Annotated in this window: 26 protein-coding genes; 12 read left to right on the top strand and 14 right to left on the bottom strand. The window is 40.4% G+C overall.

Translation table 11 applies throughout. The annotated features are described in order from the left end of the window. Positions 1 to 29 precede the first annotated feature (29 nt). The 6 genes from CFY87_RS03965 to CFY87_RS03940 all read left to right on the top strand — a co-directional run bounded on the left by CFY87_RS03965 (position 30) and on the right by CFY87_RS03940 (position 6,123). A complete protein-coding gene (locus tag CFY87_RS03965; protein ID WP_094945977.1) occupies positions 30 to 1,595 on the top strand; it encodes an ATP-dependent nuclease in 1,566 nt (521 codons plus the stop codon). Positions 1,596 to 1,662: 67 nt separating this feature from the next. After that, a complete protein-coding gene (gene dinB / locus CFY87_RS03960) occupies positions 1,663 to 2,733 on the top strand; it encodes a DNA polymerase IV (RefSeq protein ID WP_094945976.1) in 1,071 nt (356 codons plus the stop codon). Between the two features lie 165 nt (positions 2,734 to 2,898). Further along, positions 2,899 to 3,759 carry a protease HtpX gene (gene htpX / locus CFY87_RS03955; protein ID WP_094945975.1) on the top strand — a complete coding sequence of 287 codons (861 nt, stop codon included), beginning with the start codon at positions 2,899 to 2,901 and terminating at the stop codon, positions 3,757 to 3,759. Between the two features lie 129 nt (positions 3,760 to 3,888). Beyond that, positions 3,889 to 4,425 carry an elongation factor P hydroxylase gene (locus CFY87_RS03950; RefSeq protein WP_094946101.1) on the top strand — a complete coding sequence of 179 codons (537 nt, stop codon included), beginning with the start codon at positions 3,889 to 3,891 and terminating at the stop codon, positions 4,423 to 4,425. A 1-nt stretch (position 4,426) separates the two neighbouring features. Next, positions 4,427 to 5,359 carry an ABC transporter ATP-binding protein gene (locus CFY87_RS03945; protein WP_094946100.1) on the top strand — a complete coding sequence of 311 codons (933 nt, stop codon included), beginning with the start codon at positions 4,427 to 4,429 and terminating at the stop codon, positions 5,357 to 5,359. Further along, positions 5,359 to 6,123, top strand: coding sequence for an ABC transporter permease (locus CFY87_RS03940; protein ID WP_094945974.1), 765 nt, complete (start codon positions 5,359 to 5,361; stop codon positions 6,121 to 6,123). The genes CFY87_RS03945 and CFY87_RS03940 overlap by 1 nt, the downstream gene beginning before the upstream one ends. Before the next feature lie 120 nt (positions 6,124 to 6,243). Here the strand turns inward: CFY87_RS03940 and birA are convergent, their stop codons facing one another. Further along, positions 6,244 to 7,188 carry a bifunctional biotin--[acetyl-CoA-carboxylase] ligase/biotin operon repressor BirA gene (gene birA, locus CFY87_RS03935; RefSeq protein ID WP_236757347.1) on the bottom strand — a complete coding sequence of 315 codons (945 nt, stop codon included), beginning with the start codon at positions 7,186 to 7,188 and terminating at the stop codon, positions 6,244 to 6,246. A gap of 150 nt (positions 7,189 to 7,338) precedes the next feature. Here birA and guaB point away from each other — a divergent pair, with 150 nt between their 5' ends. From guaB to CFY87_RS03910, 6 genes are all read left to right on the top strand, one after another. Further along, entirely contained in the window at positions 7,339 to 8,802 is a 1,464-nt protein-coding gene (gene guaB, locus CFY87_RS03930; RefSeq protein WP_094945972.1) for an IMP dehydrogenase, read from the top strand. Positions 8,803 to 8,915: 113 nt separating this feature from the next. Beyond that, entirely contained in the window at positions 8,916 to 9,065 is a 150-nt protein-coding gene (locus CFY87_RS11655) for a hypothetical protein (protein WP_158216607.1), read from the top strand. Positions 9,066 to 9,084: 19 nt separating this feature from the next. Continuing rightward, positions 9,085 to 9,288, top strand: coding sequence for an arylamine N-acetyltransferase (locus CFY87_RS03925; protein WP_094945971.1), 204 nt, complete (start codon positions 9,085 to 9,087; stop codon positions 9,286 to 9,288). A gap of 159 nt (positions 9,289 to 9,447) precedes the next feature. Then, positions 9,448 to 9,780: a hypothetical protein gene (locus tag CFY87_RS03920; protein ID WP_094945970.1), complete on the top strand. Its 333-nt coding sequence runs from the start codon at positions 9,448 to 9,450 to the stop codon at positions 9,778 to 9,780. A gap of 18 nt (positions 9,781 to 9,798) precedes the next feature. Further along, a complete protein-coding gene (guaA, locus tag CFY87_RS03915) occupies positions 9,799 to 11,370 on the top strand; it encodes a glutamine-hydrolyzing GMP synthase (RefSeq protein ID WP_094945969.1) in 1,572 nt (523 codons plus the stop codon). 205 nt (positions 11,371 to 11,575) lie between these two features. Beyond that, on the top strand, positions 11,576 to 12,775 hold the full coding sequence (locus CFY87_RS03910; protein ID WP_094945968.1) for a tyrosine-type recombinase/integrase: 1,200 nt from the start codon (positions 11,576 to 11,578) through the stop codon (positions 12,773 to 12,775). Positions 12,776 to 12,784: 9 nt separating this feature from the next. Here the strand turns inward: CFY87_RS03910 and CFY87_RS03905 are convergent, their stop codons facing one another. The 13 genes from CFY87_RS03905 to CFY87_RS12150 all read right to left on the bottom strand — a co-directional run bounded on the left by CFY87_RS03905 (position 12,785) and on the right by CFY87_RS12150 (position 20,465). Then, complete coding sequence (locus CFY87_RS03905) at positions 12,785 to 12,964, bottom strand: helix-turn-helix transcriptional regulator (protein WP_094945967.1); 180 nt, start codon at positions 12,962 to 12,964, stop codon at positions 12,785 to 12,787. A gap of 145 nt (positions 12,965 to 13,109) precedes the next feature. After that, entirely contained in the window at positions 13,110 to 13,613 is a 504-nt protein-coding gene (locus CFY87_RS03900) for a MazG-like family protein (protein WP_094945966.1), read from the bottom strand. An 83-nt stretch (positions 13,614 to 13,696) separates the two neighbouring features. After that, entirely contained in the window at positions 13,697 to 13,999 is a 303-nt protein-coding gene (locus CFY87_RS03895; protein WP_143226160.1) for a hypothetical protein, read from the bottom strand. 30 nt (positions 14,000 to 14,029) lie between these two features. Then, the gene (locus CFY87_RS03890) at positions 14,030 to 14,674 is read right to left on the bottom strand and encodes a P22AR C-terminal domain-containing protein (protein WP_094945964.1); all 645 of its coding nucleotides are present in this window, start codon (positions 14,672 to 14,674) and stop codon (positions 14,030 to 14,032) included. Between the two features lie 366 nt (positions 14,675 to 15,040). After that, complete coding sequence (locus CFY87_RS03885; RefSeq protein WP_094945963.1) at positions 15,041 to 15,265, bottom strand: hypothetical protein; 225 nt, start codon at positions 15,263 to 15,265, stop codon at positions 15,041 to 15,043. A gap of 309 nt (positions 15,266 to 15,574) precedes the next feature. Then, on the bottom strand, positions 15,575 to 16,288 hold the full coding sequence (locus CFY87_RS03880; protein WP_094945962.1) for a PP2C family protein-serine/threonine phosphatase: 714 nt from the start codon (positions 16,286 to 16,288) through the stop codon (positions 15,575 to 15,577). 94 nt (positions 16,289 to 16,382) lie between these two features. Further along, a complete protein-coding gene (gene ssb, locus CFY87_RS03875) occupies positions 16,383 to 16,841 on the bottom strand; it encodes a single-stranded DNA-binding protein (RefSeq protein ID WP_094945961.1) in 459 nt (152 codons plus the stop codon). Between the two features lie 2 nt (positions 16,842 to 16,843). Continuing rightward, the gene (locus tag CFY87_RS03870) at positions 16,844 to 17,737 is read right to left on the bottom strand and encodes an ATP-binding protein (protein ID WP_080549937.1); all 894 of its coding nucleotides are present in this window, start codon (positions 17,735 to 17,737) and stop codon (positions 16,844 to 16,846) included. A 5-nt stretch (positions 17,738 to 17,742) separates the two neighbouring features. Further along, positions 17,743 to 18,387, bottom strand: coding sequence for a ribonuclease H-like domain-containing protein (locus tag CFY87_RS03865; protein WP_094945959.1), 645 nt, complete (start codon positions 18,385 to 18,387; stop codon positions 17,743 to 17,745). A gap of 152 nt (positions 18,388 to 18,539) precedes the next feature. Further along, entirely contained in the window at positions 18,540 to 18,866 is a 327-nt protein-coding gene (locus tag CFY87_RS03860; RefSeq protein WP_012341674.1) for a hypothetical protein, read from the bottom strand. Beyond that, positions 18,863 to 19,294 (bottom strand): hypothetical protein, encoded by a 432-nt coding sequence (locus tag CFY87_RS03855; RefSeq protein WP_236757346.1) that lies wholly within the window; start codon positions 19,292 to 19,294, stop codon positions 18,863 to 18,865. Before CFY87_RS03855 ends, CFY87_RS03860 begins: the two co-directional genes overlap by 4 nt. Positions 19,295 to 19,296: 2 nt before the next feature. Continuing rightward, positions 19,297 to 19,581, bottom strand: a complete 285-nt coding sequence (locus tag CFY87_RS03850; protein WP_094945957.1) for a hypothetical protein — start codon at positions 19,579 to 19,581, stop codon at positions 19,297 to 19,299. 95 nt (positions 19,582 to 19,676) lie between these two features. Continuing rightward, positions 19,677 to 20,465 (bottom strand): KilA-N domain-containing protein, encoded by a 789-nt coding sequence (locus tag CFY87_RS12150; protein WP_174904590.1) that lies wholly within the window; start codon positions 20,463 to 20,465, stop codon positions 19,677 to 19,679. Positions 20,466 to 20,674: the final 209 nt, after the last annotated feature.

Here is a 20,674-nt window from a genome sequence, read left to right as displayed (position 1 = left end):
GCACAAGTTGAAACTGAAAGGAAATCGCTATGTATTTACGTCAATTGGATATTGTTGGGTTTCGTGGAATTAACCGTTTGTCGTTGAATTTACAACCAAATATGATGTTGATTGGTGAGAATGCGTGGGGTAAATCCAGTTTGCTTGCGGCGTTAAGTTTAATTTTTAATGCGGAGCGGCAACTTTATCAATTTACTACCGTGGATTTTTATCAATTGCGCTATGAGCATGAAAAAAGTAGGGGGATTACGATCTTGTTTACTTTTTGTGAAAGTGACGGAAAAGATCAGTCAGTGCCTTATGACCACTTCTGTCAAGATGTATTCGTGGCACATCGCGACGGGCATGATCGTATTTATTTACGCGTTACCGGCGAAAAGCAAGGTGATCAAGTTGTGACCGAATATTCTTTTTTAGATGCTAAGGGCGACAAAATTTCGTTGTCGAATGCGGAAGATATTGTAAAAGTATTGATTTATCGCCATCCGGTTTATCGTTTCCGAGATGCTCGTTTGAGCCGACAACGTTGCGTGATTTCGCACTCCGCCATTTTACAAGCGAAAGCTAAAGAAAGCGAGGTGGAAAAAGATATCCAAGCGGTGACTATTTTGTTGCAATATTATTTTTTAAATCACCAAAATGGCTTTGAGATGGCGCAAGATACTTCTGTGTTGTGGGAGCGGGCAAAATCCTTGTGTTTGAAATTGAAACAAGATAAAGATCGCCTGTTACAACGGGAATTATTTCGCCAATTGTGCTCTTTATTTTTAACCCATGAAGAAATTCGGCAAAATAAATTTATTCGTCCGATTGTCTTGTTTGAAGATCCGGAGGCACGTTTGCATCCGCGTATGGTGGCGATTGCTTGGGAATTGGCGAGTTATTTGCCCATTCAACGTATTAGTACCACCAATTCCGTCGAGTTAATTTCGCAGGTACCTTTGCGTTCAATTTATCGCTTAGTGCGTTCCGTGGATCGGACAAAAAGTTTTCATTTAGGACACCGAGATCTCGGTAAAGAAGATCTGCGTCGTCTCACCTTTCATATTCATCATAACCGCAGTTCGGCTTTGTTTTCTCGAATGTGGCTATTGGTTGAGGGCGAAACGGAAGTTTGGATTTTAAACGAATTAGCGGAGTTACTCGGCATTGATTTGGCAATGGAAGGCATTCGTATCGTGGAGTTTGCCCAATGCGGATTACGTCCGCTGTTGAAATATGTCAAAGCCATGGGGATCGAATGGTATGTATTGACCGACGGTGATGAAGCCGGGCGTAAATATGCGGAAGTGGTAAAATTTTTACTGGGAGAAGATGACAATGTGGCAAATCGGTTAACGGTGTTGCCCAAACGGGATATTGAACACTTTTTTTATTTTTCCGGCTTTGAGCAGGTTTTTATTCGTTTATCACGTTGGCAAGTTGCGGGCAATCATTATCCCGCTTCAAAAATTATTCAACGCGCTATTCAACGCACCTCTAAACCGGATTTAGCAATTGCTTTATCATCCGAAATTGCCAAACAGGGTGTACAATCTATTCCGATTTTATTTAAGCGTTTATTTTCAAAGGTATTAAATTTAGCGCGCAGTTAAAAACACTGTTTATTTATCCAGTTTTATATGTTAAAGTGCGGTGAAATTTTCGCACTTTTTTATTTTTATGAACGCTTATTCTCGCAAAATTATTCATATTGATATGGACTGTTTTTATGCCTCCATTGAAATTCGCGACAATCCGAGTTTAGCGGATAAACCCGTGGCAGTGGGCGGCAGTGCGGCACGACGTGGCGTGTTGACTACGTGTAATTATGTTGCCCGCCAATTTGGTTTGCATAGCGCTATGCCGACTGCACAAGCCTTAAAACGTTGTCCGGATTTGGTGTTGTTGCCGGTGAATATGCCATTGTATAAGCAAGTATCGCAACAAATTCAGCGAATTTTTTATGATTATACGCACTTGGTGGAACCCTTATCGCTGGATGAAGCGTATTTGGATGTAACGGATTGCACGCAATGTCGAGGTTCGGCAACTTGGATTGCACAAGAAATTCGGCAAAAAATCCGCAAGGAAGTGCAATTAACCGCGTCGGCAGGTGTGGCGCCGTTGAAATTTTTAGCCAAAATTGCTTCCGACCAAAATAAACCGAATGGGCAATTTGTGATAAATCCGCATGAGGTCGCGTCCTTTATCCACGCATTACCTTTAAGTAAAATTCCCGGTGTTGGAAAGGTGACAACGCAACGTTTGTTACAAATGGGGCTGCATACTTGTGCTGATGTACAACGTCTGGAGCGGAGCGTTTTATTTCACCGGTTCGGCAAAATGGGACAGCGGATTTGGGCGTTTAGCTATGGTATTGACGAGCGAGAGGTGCAACCGTATCGCGAACGAAAATCCGTTAGTGTAGAACGTACTTTATTAAATGATATTCAAGCGTTGGACGAAGGAAAGGCGGTCGTTGCCCATTTGTATCCGGATTTGTTACGGCGTATTCGACAATCTGATCCAAAATTAAATATAGAAACATTGCGTAAAATTGGTGTGAAACTGAAATTTGACGATTTTCACGTAACGACCTTGGAAAAAAGTGCGATGCAATGTAGCGAAGAACAGTTTATGTATTTACTGGAAGCCATTTGGCAACGTCGTCAAGGTCGTCGCATTCGTTTAATTGGGTTACAGGTAAATTTACCGGCGCCTAAAGTACAGCAACAGATGAGTTTGTGGTGATAGAGGCGTATTGATGGGGTAGAGTGGCGAAGATTGGATAAAAGTGCGGTCAAAATAATAAAAATTTTTTGCCTTATCCCTTGATATTCCGCTTTTTATAACTATTATTAGGGAAGGATTTATCCTGTGATTATTTATTTTTGCGCGTAAGTTGAGGGACTTTATATGATGCGAATTTTATTATTTTTAGCCACGAATATGGCGGTTTTAGTTGTTTTTAATATTATTTTGAGTCTTACCGGCATTCAATCACAAGATGCAATGGGGTTGTTGATTATGGCGGCGTTATTCGGTTTTTCCGGATCGTTAATTTCGCTATTTTTATCTAAAACCATGGCATTACGTTCGGTTAACGGTCAAGTGATTGAACAACCGCGCAACGAAAGTGAACGTTGGTTGGTAGAGACAGTGCGTTCGCAAGCAGAACGTGCGGGGCTTGCAATGCCGCAAGTGGCGATTTACCATTCAGCGGATGTGAATGCGTTTGCAACCGGTCCGAGCAAAAATAATTCGTTGGTGGCGGTGAGTACCGGATTGTTAAATGCGATGACACGTGATGAAGCGGAAGCAGTATTGGCGCACGAAGTCAGCCATATTAAAAATGGTGATATGGTCACAATGACTTTATTGCAAGGTGTGTTAAATACGTTCGTGATTTTTATTTCTCGTATCATTGCCAAGGCGGTTGCGAGCAATCGTGATGGAGAAACCAGCCAAGGGATGTATTTTATAGTGTCCATGGTGTTGGAGATCGTTTTCGGTATTTTAGCCAGTATGATTGCTATGTGGTTCTCTCGTTATCGTGAATATCGTGCGGATGTGGGTGCGGCAAATTTAGCCGGTAAACAAAAAATGATTGCCGCGTTGCAACGTTTGCAAGCACTACATGAACCGCAAGAGATGGAAGGTCAATTAGCCGCTTTTGCGATTAATGGAAAACGTGGTGGACTTGCGGCGTTATTTATGAGTCATCCACCGTTGGAAAAACGTATTGATGCGTTAAGAAATGCGGATAGTTTGAAATAATAACAAAACTTTTTTAAAATAGAGGGGCTTACTTGCCCCTTTTTTTCTTTATCGTCATAACAATAGCACAAAATAACCGCCTAAAGTGCGGTACTTTTTTCAATATTTTTGGAGTAATCAATGGCTGAAATCGAACATCAATTGGAAGATATTATTTCCATTTTTAATCAATGTTTTGAACAAGAATATAATACCAAATTAATCAAAGGCGGTGACGAACCGATTTATTTGCCGGCAAATGAGGACTGTCCGTACAACGCTATTTATTTTGCACACGGTTTTTATAGTAGTGCGTTGCATGAAATTTCCCATTGGTTGGTTGCCGGGGAAGCGCGAAGAAAATTGGAGGATTTCGGTTATTGGTATGAGCCGGATGGGCGTTCGGAGCAACAACAGCGCGAGTTTGAAAAAGTGGAGGTTAAACCGCAGGCAATTGAGTGGATTTTAGCCACCGCCGCCGGTTTTCGCTATTTTGCCAGTGCAGACAATTTAAACGGTCAAGCGGGGGATACCAAGCCGTTTAAACTCGCTGTATATGAACAGGTTAATTACTATGCACAAAAAGGATTGCCAAAGCGGGCGGAAAAATTGCGTAAAGCCTTGGCAGATTTTTATGGTACGGAAGACAAAATTGACTTAGCAAAATTTGATGTTGAAAGAATTTAATATGAACGCATTAGAAATTAAAAACCTTACGAAAGCGTATAAAAATGGAGTAAAAGCCTTACATGGTATTGATTTGACTGTGCAAGAAGGGGATTTTTATGCCTTGTTGGGACATAATGGTGCGGGAAAATCGACTACGATCGGGATTATTTGTTCTTTGGTGAATAAAACCTCCGGTACAGTTAAGGTGTTCGGCGAAGATTTGGATCAAAATCCGGCACAATTAAAGCAATATATCGGCTTGGTACCGCAGGAATTTAATTTTAATAACTTTGAAAAAGTCATTGATATTTTAACCAATCAAGCGGGCTATTACGGGATTGACTACAAAGAAGCGGTAAAACGGGCGGAAGTTTGGTTAAAAAAATTAGATTTGTGGGATAAACGTGATCAGCAATCCCGTCGTTTATCCGGTGGGATGAAACGTCGGTTGATGATTGCGCGTGCCTTAATGCATCATCCGAAATTATTGATTTTAGATGAACCGACTGCCGGTGTGGATATTGATTTGCGTCGCGCCATGTGGCAGTTTTTGCAAGAATTAAATTTGCAAGGTACCACCATTATCTTGACCACTCATTATTTAGAAGAAGCGGAAATGCTTTGTCGTCATATTGGGATTATCCGGCAAGGACGCTTGGCGGTAAATATGACAATGAAAGATTTGTTGGCAAAATTGGAAACGGAAACGTTTATTCTTGATTTGGCGCCGAAAAGTCCGTTGCCTTGTATTCAAAATTATAAAATTTTACAGATTGACACCAATACGATTGAAGTAGAAGTGAGACGGGAACAGGGATTAAATCAACTTTTTACGCAATTATCCGTACAAGGTATTCATGTGTTGAGTATGCGAAATAAATCCAATCGCTTAGAAGAGTTGTTTGTGTCAATGTCGTTAAATAAACCAATGGATAACGGGAGTGAGAATTAATGTTAGCTTGGGTCTCTTTTAAAACTATTTTAGCTAAAGAAGTACGGCGATTTATGCGAATTTGGGTACAAACCTTAATTCCACCGGTGATTACCATGACCTTATATTTCGTAATTTTCGGGCAACTTATCGGCTTCAGAATCGGTGAGATGGGTGGTTTTACTTATATGCAATTTATCGTACCGGGATTGATTATGATGTCCACCATCACCAACTCTTTCGCGAATGTTGCCTCCTCTTTTTACGGTACCAAATTTGCGCGTAACGTGGAAGAATTGCTGATTTCGCCAACCTCGTCGCATATTATTATTCTTGGCTATGTTGCGGGCGGAATGGCGCGCGGGATTTTTGTCGGTGTGCTGGTGACGATAGTTTCCTTATTTTTTGTTTCATTCGAGATCTATTCTTGGTCAATTATTGTGTTGACCTTGTTGATGACGTCCGCTACCTTTGCATTGGGCGGGTTAATTAACGGGGTATTTGCTCGTTCTTTCGACGATATTAGCATTATTCCAACCTTTGTATTGACACCATTAACCTATCTGGGCGGTGTGTTTTATTCTATCGCATTATTGCCTGAATTCTGGCAAGCGGTGTCCAAATTAAACCCGATTGTTTATATGATCAATGGTTTCCGATACGGTTTTCTCGGCATCAGTGATGTGGGTTTAGTTCACACTTTCAGCGTGTTAGCTCTCTTTATCAGCGCGCTTTATTTATTAGCCTATTACCTGATTAGTCGCGGCGTTGGGTTGAGAAGTTAAATTACTTCAACGTGAAATGTTATGCGGGATGCCAATGGTGGCGTCCCTTATGATGGATTGACTTAAAGATAATGGAAAAAGTGCGGTGGTTTTATCTCTCGTTTTAACGATTTACTGTATTTAATCCATTACTCCTTTCCGCAATGACACTTCCCCCGCATTAAACCGCAGATATTGATCCTGTGCATTTTTAATTAATAAAAAGCCTTGTTCATCAATGCCTTGTGATATCCCGCAGAGGTTTTTTGGGGCAGTGATGATGTTGACGGGCTGTCCAAGAAAATGATCTAATGCCAGCCAGCGTTGGCGGAAAAATGCCATACCATATTGTTCAAATAAGGTTAAATTTTGCGTCAGATTGCTGACCAATCGTACAATAATGGCTTCCCTTGATACTTGAGGTAATGCCGCTGAAAGATCTGCCCAAGCTTGATCGATAGAGTTGGTAGATGGAATGGAAACATTTATCCCTATCCCAATGATAAGTTCAAGCAATTCTCGTCTTTTAGGCGCGATTTCAATTAAAATACCGGCAAGTTTTTTGCCATTTAATAAAATATCATTAGGCCATTTTAGGCTAATGTTGAGGATATTTTCAGCCATTAATGTTTCGGCGATCGTAATGCCGATCACTAAACTTAATCCGTGCAAGGGAATTTGTGCAGGGAGCGTCCAATATTGGCTAAGGATAATTTGTCCGGCGAAAGGCGATTGCCATTGTCGTCCGCGGCGTCCGCGACCGGCTAATTGATATTCGGCTAAGCAAAGATCGCCTTGTTGGCATTGTGCGATATTATCCAGTAAATATTGGTTGGTGGAGTGAATTACCGGTTGCAAAATAAGGCGATAAGGCGCCAGTTGCGCTTGTAATCTTGCTTGATCTAATAGCGGTAATTGCGGTTGTAATTGAATTTCTTGTGGCGTTTCAATTATCGGCAAACCTTGAGCAACGAATTGCCGAATTTCGCATTGTAGCGCGCCGGCATCAAGGGCGAAAAGGGCGGTCAATTTTTGGCGAGAATGCGCTTTTCCGTCGCTCAAATAGGAAAGAAGATCTGATGTCACAAAGGGTATCCTGTCCATGTTAAATTTTGTAGCGTTTATTTTACTCCGAATAAAATAGTTGTAAAAAGGGATTTTCAAGTTTGTATAAACTCTGTATAATCCCACCGCAATATTTTTTATCTAAAATTTCAACGAAGAGAGAATATTGCAATGCTACGAGTAATTAAAGAAGCCTTAACGTTTGACGACGTTCTTCTTGTCCCGGCACATTCTACTGTGCTTCCTAATACTGCCGATCTTTCTACCCAATTAACCAAAGATATTCGTTTAAATATTCCTATGCTTTCCGCCGCAATGGATACGGTGACGGAAACTAAATTGGCAATTTCTTTGGCACAAGAAGGCGGCATTGGATTTATTCATAAAAATATGAGTATCGAACGCCAAGCAGATCGTGTGCGTAAAGTGAAAAAATTCGAAAGCGGTCTAGTCTCCGACCCGATTACGGTTTCGCCGGAGTTAACCTTGGCGAAATTAAGCGAATTAGTTAAACAAAACGGATTTGCCAGCTATCCGGTGGTGGATAACGAGAACAATCTTGTGGGGATTATTACCGGTCGCGATATGCGTTTTGTGGACGATATGAGCAAAACGGTAGCGGAATTGATGACCCCGAAAGCGAGATTGGTTACCGTTAAACGTGATGCCAAACGGGAAGCTATTTTTGCATTGATGCACCAACACCGCGTGGAAAAGGTGTTGGTAGTGGATGATGAATTTAAATTAAAAGGCATGATCACCTTAAAAGACTACCAAAAAGCAGAAAGCAAACCTAATGCCTGTAAAGATGAATTTGGTCGTTTACGCGTTGGTGCGGCGGTTGGTGCCGGTCCGGGTAATGAAGAACGTATTGAAGCCTTAGTAAATGCCGGTGTGGACATTTTATTGATTGATTCATCACACGGACATTCCGAAGGCGTGTTGCAACGGGTACGTGAAACGCGTGCTAAATATCCGAATTTACCGATTATTGCGGGTAACGTAGCGACAGCCGAAGGAGCGATTGCTTTGGCAGATGCGGGAGCAAGTGCGGTCAAAATCGGGATTGGACCGGGATCAATTTGTACGACGCGTATTGTCACAGGGGTAGGCGTACCGCAAATTACGGCGATTGCCGATGCGGCAGAAGCGTTAAAAGATCGTGGTATCCCTGTTATTGCCGACGGCGGTATCCGTTATTCCGGCGATATTGCCAAAGCGATTGCGGCGGGGGCTTCTTGCGTAATGGTCGGTTCAATGTTTGCCGGTACGGAAGAAGCACCGGGTGAAATTGAACTTTATCAAGGTCGTGCATTTAAATCTTATCGCGGAATGGGATCTTTGGGCGCAATGTCAAAAGGATCTTCCGATCGTTATTTCCAATCCGACAATGCGGCGGATAAATTAGTGCCGGAAGGGATTGAAGGACGTATTCCGTACAAAGGCTTTCTAAAAGAGATTATCCACCAACAAATGGGCGGTCTGCGTTCTTGTATGGGATTAACCGGTTCAGCTACTATTGAGGATTTGCGTACCAAAGCGCAATTTGTTCGCATCAGTGGCGCCGGTATTAAAGAAAGCCATGTACATGATGTAACAATCACCAAAGAAGCGCCGAATTATCGTATGGGTTAATTTCGACACGAGGTAAGTTGAAAGTGCGGTGGAAAAATGCCGAGTTTTGCCGGATTGTCGCAAGGGTAAAACAGGCGGATTTTTGACCGCATTTATTATTTAGGAGAGTGAATATGATCAACTGTACGCATTATTTAAATCAACTCGGTATTGCTTCTCCGTTGTCGGTAAATTTAGTCATGCTGAAACAATTGCAAAAACTGTATTTGGAACGCAATACTTTCCAATGCCTTTCTTCGGTGTACACCATCCCATTTTTTTAGATGAAGATAAAAGGGCATTGTGGAGAAAAAGGGCGGTTATTGCTTTGAGCTGAATTTATTGTTGATGCATTTATTGCGTCATTTGGGCTTTGATGTGCAATTCCATAGTGCAAAATTTGTGCATAATAACGATCCTTTTACCAAACACGTTTATACCCATGGTTTTTTATTAGTGATCTTGCACGGGCAAGAATATGTTATTGGATATGGTGGCTTTAATTGATCTGCTCCCAAAAATTTACAACAGAAATCCGTATAAAGTGCGGTTAATTTTATTAAAGTTTTGATAGAATTGGACGATGACTATGGACATTCTGAATTTGTTGCTACAACGGGGCAACAAATTGAAAACAATACTAAAATCTTATCTAAGGAGTATAAAATGAAAAAATTAGGGGGTATTTCAGTATTATTATTGACGAGTTGTGGTATTTTGGGACCTGGTTATTCAGGACAAACTACAGCGGGCGCTTTATTAAAATCAGATACAGAAAGAAATATTAATTTTATTTTTAGAGCATTGCACCAATGCACCCCTGAAAAAATTCATACTCAAATTAATAGTGTAAAACCTGCTACGCCAAATTCTGTTGAACAAGCGCAAGAAACTTGGACGGTTACTGGGTGTGGAAAAACAGAAGTTTTCGACCTCAAATATGTTGGAGATGGCGTTGGTGGAACCTATATTAATATGACTAAGACTAAGAAAAATTAATCATTGATTGGAAACAAAATGACAAACATTCACAACCATAAAATTTTAATTTTAGACTTCGGTTCACAATATACGCAACTTATCGCACGTCGTGTACGTGAGATTGGGGTTTACTGTGAGCTTTGGGCTTGGGACGTCACGGAAGCTCAAATCCGTGAGTTTAACCCGACAGGGATTATTCTTTCGGGTGGTCCTGAAAGTACCACGGAAGAAAATAGCCCGCGTGCACCGGAATATGTGTTTAATGCCGGGGTGCCGGTATTAGGGATTTGCTATGGTATGCAAACCATGGCAATGCAACTCGGCGGTTTAACTGAAAATTCCGATCATCGTGAATTTGGTTATGCAGCGGTTTCTCTCAAAAATTCGACCGCACTTTTTGCAAATTTAAATGATGATCTGACTGCTTGCGATCCAAAATTGGACGTTTGGATGAGTCATGGCGATAAAGTCACAAAATTACCACCGCACTTTTCGGTAACCGGCGTAACGCCAACTTGTCCGATTGCAGCGATGTCTGATGAAACGCGTCGTTTTTATGGCGTGCAATTCCATCCGGAAGTGACACATACAAAAAGCGGCTTGGCATTATTGAAAAATTTCGTGGTTGGCGTTTGTGGCTGCGAAACGAAATGGACTGCCGAAAATATTATTGAAGATGCCGTCGCGCGTATTAAAGCGCAAGTAGGTGATGACGAAGTTATTTTAGGCTTATCGGGCGGCGTGGATTCTTCCGTGACTGCGTTACTTTTGCACCGCGCGATTGGCAAAAACTTGCATTGTGTATTTGTGGATAATGGCTTGTTACGCTTAAACGAAGGCGATCAAGTGATGGAAATGTTCGGCGATAAATTTGGCTTGAACATTATTCGTGTGAATGCGGAAGATCGTTTCTTAGATGCACTGAAAGGTGTTGATGAACCGGAAGCGAAACGTAAAATTATCGGCAAAGTGTTTGTTGACGTGTTTGATGAAGAATCACACAAACAAACCAGCGTAAAATGGTTAGCGCAAGGCACGATCTATCCTGATGTGATTGAGTCTGCGGCAAGCAAAACCGGTAAAGCTCATGTGATCAAATCGCACCACAACGTTGGCGGCTTGCCGGATTATATGAAATTAGGTTTAGTGGAGCCATTGCGTGAATTATTCAAAGACGAAGTGCGTAAAATCGGCTTGGCATTAGGCTTACCGGCGGAAATGCTCAATCGTCATCCATTCCCCGGTCCGGGATTAGGCGTGCGTGTATTAGGTGAAATCAAAAAAGAATACTGCGATCTGGTTCGTCGTGCGGATGCAATCTTTATGGAGGAACTCCACGCTTCAGGCTGGTATTACAAAGTTAGTCAAGCATTCACCGTATTCCTGCCGGTAAAATCCGTCGGTGTAATGGGGGATGGGCGTAAATATGATTGGGTAGTTTCGCTGCGTGCAGTGGAAACAATTGATTTTATGACCGCACATTGGGCGCACTTGCCATACGATTTACTCGGCAAAATCTCCAATCGAATCATCAACGAAGTGAATGGCATCTCGCGCGTGGTGTATGACGTTTCAGGAAAACCACCTGCAACCATTGAGTGGGAATAAAAATTTCACATTTCACTACGTTTCATAACGTTTCAAAAATCACTAAAAGCCTTGTTAATACAGGGCTTTTTCATTTCATAACGTTTCATAATATTTCAAGTTAGTTCATATTTTTGACGGTATAAATGACGGTATTAACTTGCATACTCTTTAAAAAAGAGTGAAAATACCGTTATGATGATGACGGTATTTTTGGCGGTATGATATGCTTACAGATACAAAGATTAAATCACTGAAACCAAAGGAAAAAATCTATAAAGTTGCCGATCGTGACGGACTTTATGTCGCTGTTTTGACATCTGGAACAATTATTTTCCGTTATGACTACAGAATTAATGGAAGACGAGAAACTTTGACCATTGGCAAATATGGAACGGATGGAATTAACTTAGTTGAAGCTCGTGAGCGTTTGATGATTGCGCGTAAGCAAGTGAGTGATGGCATTTCTCCGGCAAGTATAAAGCGTAATGAGCGGAATAAAATTCGTAATGCTGATCGTTTCTGTGCGTTTGCTGAAAAATATCTTGCTGATGTACAGCTTGCTGATAGCACCAAGGCTTTACGTGTTGCTACTTATGAGCGAGATATAAAAAATACATTCGGAAATCGGCTGATGACGGAAATCACAACAGATGAAATCCGTACTCATTGCGAAAAAATCAAAGATCGTGGCGCACCATCTACTGCTATTTTTGTGCGTGATTTAATCGCTAACGTTTATCGTTATGCTATTCAACGTGGACACAAGTTCGCAAATCCTGCTGATGATATTTCTAATTCATCTATTGCTACCTTTAAAAAGCGTGAACGTACCTTAACCCCAAGAGAAATTCACTTGTTCTTTAACGCTCTTGAAGAAACACAATCAGATTTTGGGTTAAAGAAAGCGGTAAAATTTATTTTACTTACTTTGGTTCGTAAAAGTGAATTAATTGATGCTAAATGGAATGAAATAGATTTTAAAAATAAAGTTTGGACCATTCCAGCGGAACGAATGAAAGCAGGGCGTGCGCATAATGTTTATTTATCTGAGCAAGCAATTGATTTAATCGTAGCATTTCAAATTTATTCCGAGGGGTCTCCATATTTATTACCAGGAAGAATAAATCGTCAACAGCCTATAGCAAGAAGTTCACTTAATAGGGTTATTGCAAATTGTATTAAATACATTAACCGTGATGGACAATTAATTGATGATTTTACGGTTCATGATTTGCGACGCACTGGCTCAACACTATTACATGAAATGGGATTTAATTCTGATTGGATTGAGAAAAGTCTTGCCCATGAACAGCAAGGTGTCCGCTCCATCTATAATAAAGCAGAATATTCAGAACAACGCCGAGAAATGTTGCAAACATGGGCAGATAAGATAGATGAATGGATAAATGGGGATTATAACTAACCGATATTACTAAATATGTTCAGCAAGCCATTTATCTATATCCTCTTTACGCCAAGCTACACGACGCATAGAGGCTTTCACGCTTTTAGGAAATGTACCTTGTTTCATCATACGCCATATTGTCGTTGAACTTAAACTTGTTATTTCGATTACTTGTGTTCTGCTCAATAATGTTGTTTGTCGTTCCATATTATATTTACCTCCAATAAAAAACCTAGCTTTAGCTAGGCTTGTTCGTTTTTTTCTAGCCAACAAAGGAATTTAATATCTTCATAGCCTAAGGTTGTACAAATTCCCTGAAGATGAGAGAGAATTTTGGCAAATTTTTCTGCTTCTAATCGCATAAATCTTCCTCTTTAACATACACACCATCTATCATTTTTCCCTTGCGGTCTTTGATTTGGCGGTAAGCATAAATAAGGGATGTATGTACGTCTGTTTTGTAAAATTTAGTAATAAGCTCAAGTTGATTTTCAAAGCCACTTAAGTAATCTTCTAATCGAGGTACATCACAGTTTTTAGCCAACTCATTTGCAATATTTCCTAAATCAATATTAGCCTGTACAATCTGAGCAGCGACTCCACAATTAAAATTGGTGTTATCACAATGACTAATACTAAATAGCTTTTCCATTTTGAGCTGTTTACGCATAATTGTACAAACAACAAGACAATCCCCAATACTATCTAAAACAGTTTCAAAGTCATTAGTTGATACTCCATAACAGAGTTCTCCAAACTCTTCCATCAGTTTAAGCATTTGTTTTTGTGGCGTTGAGCCTTTAATCAGGTTGCGAGCTTCCGCCCATTGTTCGATTTGTTGGATAAGTTGTTTCATTGTTTTTCTCCATAGTTAAATAATCTTGTAGTCTTAGCCCAATCCATTTCATGACCGGAACCGCCATTGAATTTCCGATAGCTTTATATCATGTGTTTCCCCTTTTTTCTTTTCGCGCTAAAGCGAGGGCGTTTTACGTTTTCATCCGCCATTTGCTTGCATTTAATCTTAAGGCGGATTATTTCCTCGTTCGTTTGTTTTAATTTTTCTTTTAAATCTTCGTGACGGTTTAATGCAGTGTTAAGTGCATTTTCCATTAATTCATTTTCTCGCGTTTGGTCACGGAGCTTTTCTTTTAATTGTTCAATTTCATTGAATAATTGGCGTTTGGTTTTAAAGTAATTAAGTATCATGATATTTCCTTTTGGTAATAAAAAACCGCCCATAAAGAGCGGTCGGTTTTGATTAAAAGTTTACTAAATAACTAATTTTTTGAATGTCGGGTCAAATTCTCGGACGTATTTTAATACGCGCCAGCTTGTCATCGGGTCGCAATCAAATTCTTTGGTAATCCGTTCAAGGATTTTGTGAGCTGATTGTGCAGTGTGGCTATATTCAAAACCCTGTCCGTAGATTTCGCCAGCCATATTTGAGCCGAGTTTTTGAAACATCGGGTAGATATAGCGGAAAGTGTGAATACCTCGCACGAAAGCGAACCAAGCCCATACGAGGCTTTGGAGTTCATCTTCGGTAAAGTCGAAGGTATATTTCTTTTCCGGCTCCGGTAGGGTAAGTTGTTTTGGTTGTTCAACTTGGTTTAAAAACGCACGCAAAACCACAAGATGAAACTGTGGGCTGATCCACGCTGCATAGGCAATTACGATTTCTTTGCAGGCGTATGTGCCAATGCCATTTTTGACAATTAAAACTGAGCTGTGAGATTTCTCACAGGTTGGATTTTCGCTTTCAATCTCTGCAATTAGAGCTTTTGTTTGATCATTTCGCAAAAAATAAGTAGGACGATGTTTTGGATCGTTTCCACTTGCCCTATGAAGATCTGCTAATGAATAAAGATTATTTAAAGTACGAATTGAGTTATTAAGAATTGCTAAATTAGTCATTTTGACTGCTCCTATTGGTTTTCTGAAATTGACCAGTTCTGACACTGGTGCCGAGAGGTTCAGAACCCTCCAATAGGTTAGGGTGGACGTATTCCCCGAAGGTATTGTATTAGTCGCCCTCTCGACGTTGCGAGATATCGGCATAAAAAAAGATCGCTTTTGGCGATCTGCTTACTACCGCCTATTGGAAAAGGTTCTGACACCTTGAGGCAGATAGTAAGATAAAAGGGTGGGGTTTGTCAATAAAAAAGCCTGTGTTGTAAACAGGCTTTTTAAGAATTTTTTAATGTTTAGCGGCTTGGTTGGCAAAATATGCCCAACCTATCATTACTACGGCGAATACCGCTAGTCCGAATGTTAATCCCATTATTGTATCTCCTCTTTCATTTTTCTGAATTTACGCCCAGCAAACAACCCACCATATACCCCAATACCAAGTAAAACGGCATTGATGATTTTGATTATTATCGGGTCTTTACCGTAAAGGATAACAGGAATTGCTAAGATTGCAACCTTTGCAACATCTACTGAAAGTTTTGCCCAGTCGTCTAAGGTTTCTTTCTCAAAAGGGCGTTTAGTGATGTTCCACATCAATTTGCTCCTTTAGTGTGTTAAGAATGGTTAAATTTGACATTTTACTGTCTCCGTTTGTTTAGTTAGTAATTTGATCACTTAGTGGGTGATCGGGCTTCAACTACCGCAAACGGGCGGCGGAACTTATTTCCGTGAGGTATTGTATTAGGTTCTCTCGACCCGACCTTAGATTTTCTAATTACCCAGATCTGGGCAATTAGCAAATTTTAGGTACAAAAAAACCGCTTGCTGTCGGGTGCGGATAACCGCCGTTTGTTTAGTAGTGCGGTTATCCTATCCGTTGTAAGTGGTGTTGTCAATAAGAACTTACTCTGTTTCTGAAATTTTAAATTGAACAGCAACGAGAGAATAATCGTCAGTAGGTGATTTCTCTATTCTTTTTTGTAATGCTGCCGAAAATTTCACAATGCTGTTTATTGTTTTTTCAGAGAAGCGTGGACGATGTTCCCAAAAATGATGAGCACCATCTGACATAATGTAGATGGAAACTTCATTATTCTCATCTTTAAGTTCGGACATCGGAATAAAGAATTCATCCGGTTTCATTTCGACTTGTGTTGAAATTGCGGTAGTGATGATATTTTTCCCCGAAAGTTCTTTTAATTCTTTCTTAGTATAAATTTTTTCATCCAGCAATTTTTGATGTGTCGTATGATCTTTGGTTTTTTGGATAAGTTTTTTCCCGGATTTAATATATAAGCGGCAATCACCAATATGACCTACATATAGACCTTCTTCGGTTAAATAACCAAAAGTTAAAGTGGTTGAGGCTTGATGATATTCCGGTGCAAGTTGCTTAATTTCAGCTAAGCTGGCAGAAAATACATTGTTGTGAGCAGTCTCTAAATTTTGGATTGCAATTTTAGAGGCTATCTCTCCGCCTTTATAGCCACCAACACCATCAGCAACGGCGAATAAATAGCCTTGATTGTATTTTGTGCAAGCGAGTATGCTATCTTGATTTTGTTTTTCCGGTATTTTAGAAAAGGAAAAAGAGGATGAGCTAAGTAAGTGAATCATTGTTCCTCCAATAGGATATTGAGGTGATTGATAATTAATTGATATTTCGAATAGTTTACAACCTTAAGGCTAGTATAACAATGTTCCTATACATTCAAAACGGAATATCATCATCAAAATCTCGTGATTCTGAATCTGTCATTACGTGGTTATATGGATTGGTTGGTGGTGGGTTTCCTGCCGGTTCGGTTGCCCAATTATTATTGCTGTTTCCGCTGTTTGAGCTACCGAGCATTTTTAGCCGGTCGGCGATGATTTCGGTCGTCCAGCGGTCTGTGCCGTCTTGGGCTTGCCATTTGCGAGTGCGTAGTTTGCCCTCAACATAGACTTGTGAGCCTTTTTTCAGATATTGACCGATGATGTCGGCTAATTTGCGAAAGGCGATAATAGTGTGCCATTCCGTATTTTGCTTTTTCTCGCCTGTATTCTTATCGGTCCATTCTTCCGATGTTGCAACGCTAATCTTAGCGACTGGATCGCCGTTTGGTAGTGTTCGCATTTCAGGATCGTTGCCTAAACGTCCGACGACGATAGCTTTGTTTACGCCTGCCATAATTAGCCCTCTTGATTATTGATATTGAGTTTACGCACTTCAATAGCTTGAATTAGCTCCGATAACAGTTGCGGATATTCAACGAATTTTTCATCCACATATTTACGCATTTCTTCAATACGCTCATTGGTGTCAGCTTCATTAATCTTTTCAAGCATTTTATCTTTGTGAGCCTCCGCTTTTTTCAAACGTTCCAGCTCCAAATCCACACCGCTCTCTAACCATTCCACGAGCTTTTGCCCTGTTTCAACGGATAGTCTGAACGGATTGCCGTTAGGTGGAAATAACCCTGTACGGTCCTTGCTTGGTTGAGCAAAATTACCGTCGTGGATTAAATCTAACACGGTAGTAAATTCATACTCAATACCGTCATTTTGTTCCGCTTTCATTCCCAGCTTTTGAACCTGTTTGCGACCGTTTACTTCTGCTTGAGTGGTTTCAGTTTTACTTCGCATTGTTACAATGATGTGAGCAGGGCAAGCAAGCAGATCATCAATTAAAGCACGATGGCGTGCTTTGGTTTCACTCCACGCACTCCACGTATTCCCTTTGAATTTTGCCTTGGCGATTTCGTCATTTAACTCTAAACAACCGCCAGCCCCCGACCATTCGTGCGTGATACTGTCGATAATAATCACGTTAAAGCCATTATTTACGGCAAGTTGCACCGCTTGGCGGTAGCGTTCAGGTGTATAAGGGGCGGAGAGTTCTAAGACATCAAAATCGACGATGTCAGAATAAAGGGAAGCACTCCCTTTTTCTGTGTCAATCACGGCAATTCTGCCGCCAATGCCTTTTGCAGTAAGCAATGCACCGTAAGTTTTCCCTGAACCGCTAGGACCGGTTAAAGCCAAGCGAAGTTTGGATTTTTTGCGTTCTGCTTTTTGGAATTGCATTGTGATTACTCCGTAAAAGTCATTCGTTTGTAGATTTGGCGGACACGCTCAACATCTTTCGCACAGTATTCTGCTACTTCGGCAATTTTGCCGTCTTGAACGTATTGCCATACTTTTGAACCGTCAATATCGCCTTTTTGCTCAACATCTAGCACTTTACATAATTTATCAAGTGATACTTTGTTACCGTATCCTGCCCATTCCGTCATTGTGTCGTAGATATTGTGACGACTGGCGGTGTAATAAGGTTTTACACCGTTAATTACCGAACGTTGGAAAAGAAAACGGTCATCAAATTTGGTAATGTTATGCCCGATGAATTGTGGAACGGTATTGCATTTATTCGCTTTTTCACGCAGGAAGTCGTTAAAACGTGCCAGAATATCTGCTTCACGGTCTGCTGATTGCCAATCTTCACGGTAGAATAGCACTGGCGGTTCGTCATTGATTGCTACACCAATTACAGCAATTTCGCCAAAAGTGCCGTCTAGTGCGGTTTTCGCCACCGCTTCGCCTTTGTTCTGCTCAAACCATTTCGCAATGGTATCTTCACTTTTGTAGTTTGCTGGTGGTTTCAGCGTTTCCGTTACATAGGCTTGGAAATCGGCGTTTTGAGTTGGGATTGTTTCAATGTCTAAATAGATTTTCATTTTGTTGCTCCTTGTTAGTTTTTTTTGATTTTAGTTTGCGTAAAAATCGGTTGATGTTATCGCAAGTTTTAAATTGAGAATGTGGACTGAATACGCCGTGTTTTGGGTTTTCCCATTCTGGTTGTTTGTCAACATCTAGCATTGTTAACCTCTCATTGTTTGTTTCCAGTAATCACTATCATCATTCTCTGCTTTCGCATAAAAAATTGTGCCTTGATCACTTTTTCTATAGCTTGTTGTCTTGTTTCGATAATATCCATCATCGCACCGCTCCCAAGTGCGATATGGTAATCTTCGCTATTGTCTAACTCATCATAAAATTGGCTGTAAATTTGGCTGTTTGGATCTTGTAGTTCCATCAAAACTTCGGTACGCACTCGTTTAAATTCCAAACTATCCTCAATGTCTTCACCAAAATATGCTTCTGCCATATGGTCAAAATGTCTATCTACCGCTTGAATTAATTGCATATCGTTCATTTTTTCTTTCCTTTTAAAAGTAGCGTTTTTAATTTTTCAATAGAGGCTAAGTCAAAGGTTAATACGCTGTGATGTCTTGTTTGGCGATCTAACTTAATAGATAAATTACCCTCTTCATCAAATTGACAATGTTGAACCTTGTGTATTGGTTTACCTCGCTCGCTCTTGATTACCGCACTTAACATTGGATTTTTCCATTCAATAGCCGGAACGCCCAGTTTCTCCTGAAGCATAGGTAGTTTCTTTATCCCTTTTAATTCTTTTGTCATGTTGATGATGTCGATTGCTTTGTTTGTCGCTTTAATGGCGATGATTTCGCTCATCATCGGATTGCAAGTGCAGTACTCTCTCACATCATCTATCCAAACTTCCCCATAAAATTTTTTACTGATTGGATTTTGTAAAATTTGGATTTTGTAGCTATTCATCTTCATTTCCTCTCCTTGTCATACTGTGCTTGTAGTTGTTCGGTGTATTTTTGCATGTAGTCTACATCGGCTTGGGTAGGCGGTGGCGGTATATCGCCCTTGCGTGAAATCCATTCAATTCTTGCCATTTCTTCATCGTAAGCAAGTTGTGCTTCGGGGGAGAGTTTTCCATATTGAGCAAACGCTGGGTGAAAATAGGCAAAGACAAGTAGAGTGCTAAGAAAAATAGCCACGATAAGAACGATAAAGCCAAGCCATCTGTAAAATGAGATTAATAATTTATTCATTTTTTGTTTCCTTTTTGGTCAATTTACTGAATTTAGGTTGAGTGTTGCCACCGCACTTGAGCTGTTGAAAAGTGCGGTGAGTTTTTAGTTAATTTTTAAAAACGAGGCAGAGCGAGTTGCTGGTGCTGTTTTAAAATTGCTTCACCTTGCTGTAGCCACGGATTAAACTCATGAGCAACGTCATAAGACAATGCTCCAATATCGTTTCGAATGTGGCGTTCAAGTCCGAGCATTAAAAAGAGTTGACGATGAAAGATTTCTGTTTGTTCAGCAAGCTTTTTAGCTAGTCGAGTATGTTTCATAATTGCTTCGAATAAGTCTACAGAAAGAATAACTTCATTTTGACTGACTGTGCGTGTTATGGTTAACGAGGTGATGTACGTCAATACTTCATTAAGTTGTGAGCGTTCGATTTGTTCATATTTAGCAACTTTGAATTTGTTTTTAGTTCTCGCCCAAATTTCGCCATAGCTTAAGCCTGTTTTTTCGTGTGTAGCTTTAACCGCATTTTGCACCATATATTGTTCCTCAGGTGTGAGGGTAGTTGGTGCAGGAAGTGCGGTTTGTTCAGTTTTTTGCGAATTTTCCAACTGGTTGAGGAAGGCTCGCAAAACCACAAGATGAAATTGTGGCGAAATCCACGCAGCGTAGGCGATGACGATTTCTTTGCAGGCGTATGTGCCAATGCCATTTTTTGAAAGAATTGCTTGATTATTCGGGTCTTGCTTTTGAATTTCTGCCACAAGATCTTTAGTTGTATCTAAGCGAATAAAAAATGTTGGTTGATGTTTGCTTTCACTGCCAGAAAGTTTGTGCAGTTCGTTTAAGCTGAATAAATTGTCAATTTGACGAATGGTTGTGTTTAGAATTGTTAAGTTTGACATTTTTATGCCCTTTCTATGTGATTTAAGTTAATCCGATCATTAAGTAGGTGATCGGGGTTCAACTTACCACACATAGTTGGCGGAGCTTATTCAGATGTATTGTATATCGCTCTCTCGCCCCGATCATAATTCGGATTTTCTAAGCTCTGCAGATCTGCAGAGGTAGATTTTAGGCATAAAAAAACCGCTATGCTATCGGGTGCGGATAA

It is taken from the genome of Actinobacillus seminis, from assembly GCF_002263215.1.
GTDB classification, from domain to species: Bacteria; Pseudomonadota; Gammaproteobacteria; order Enterobacterales; family Pasteurellaceae; genus Actinobacillus_B; species Actinobacillus_B seminis.
This window is presented reverse-complemented; position numbering and strand designations above follow the sequence as displayed.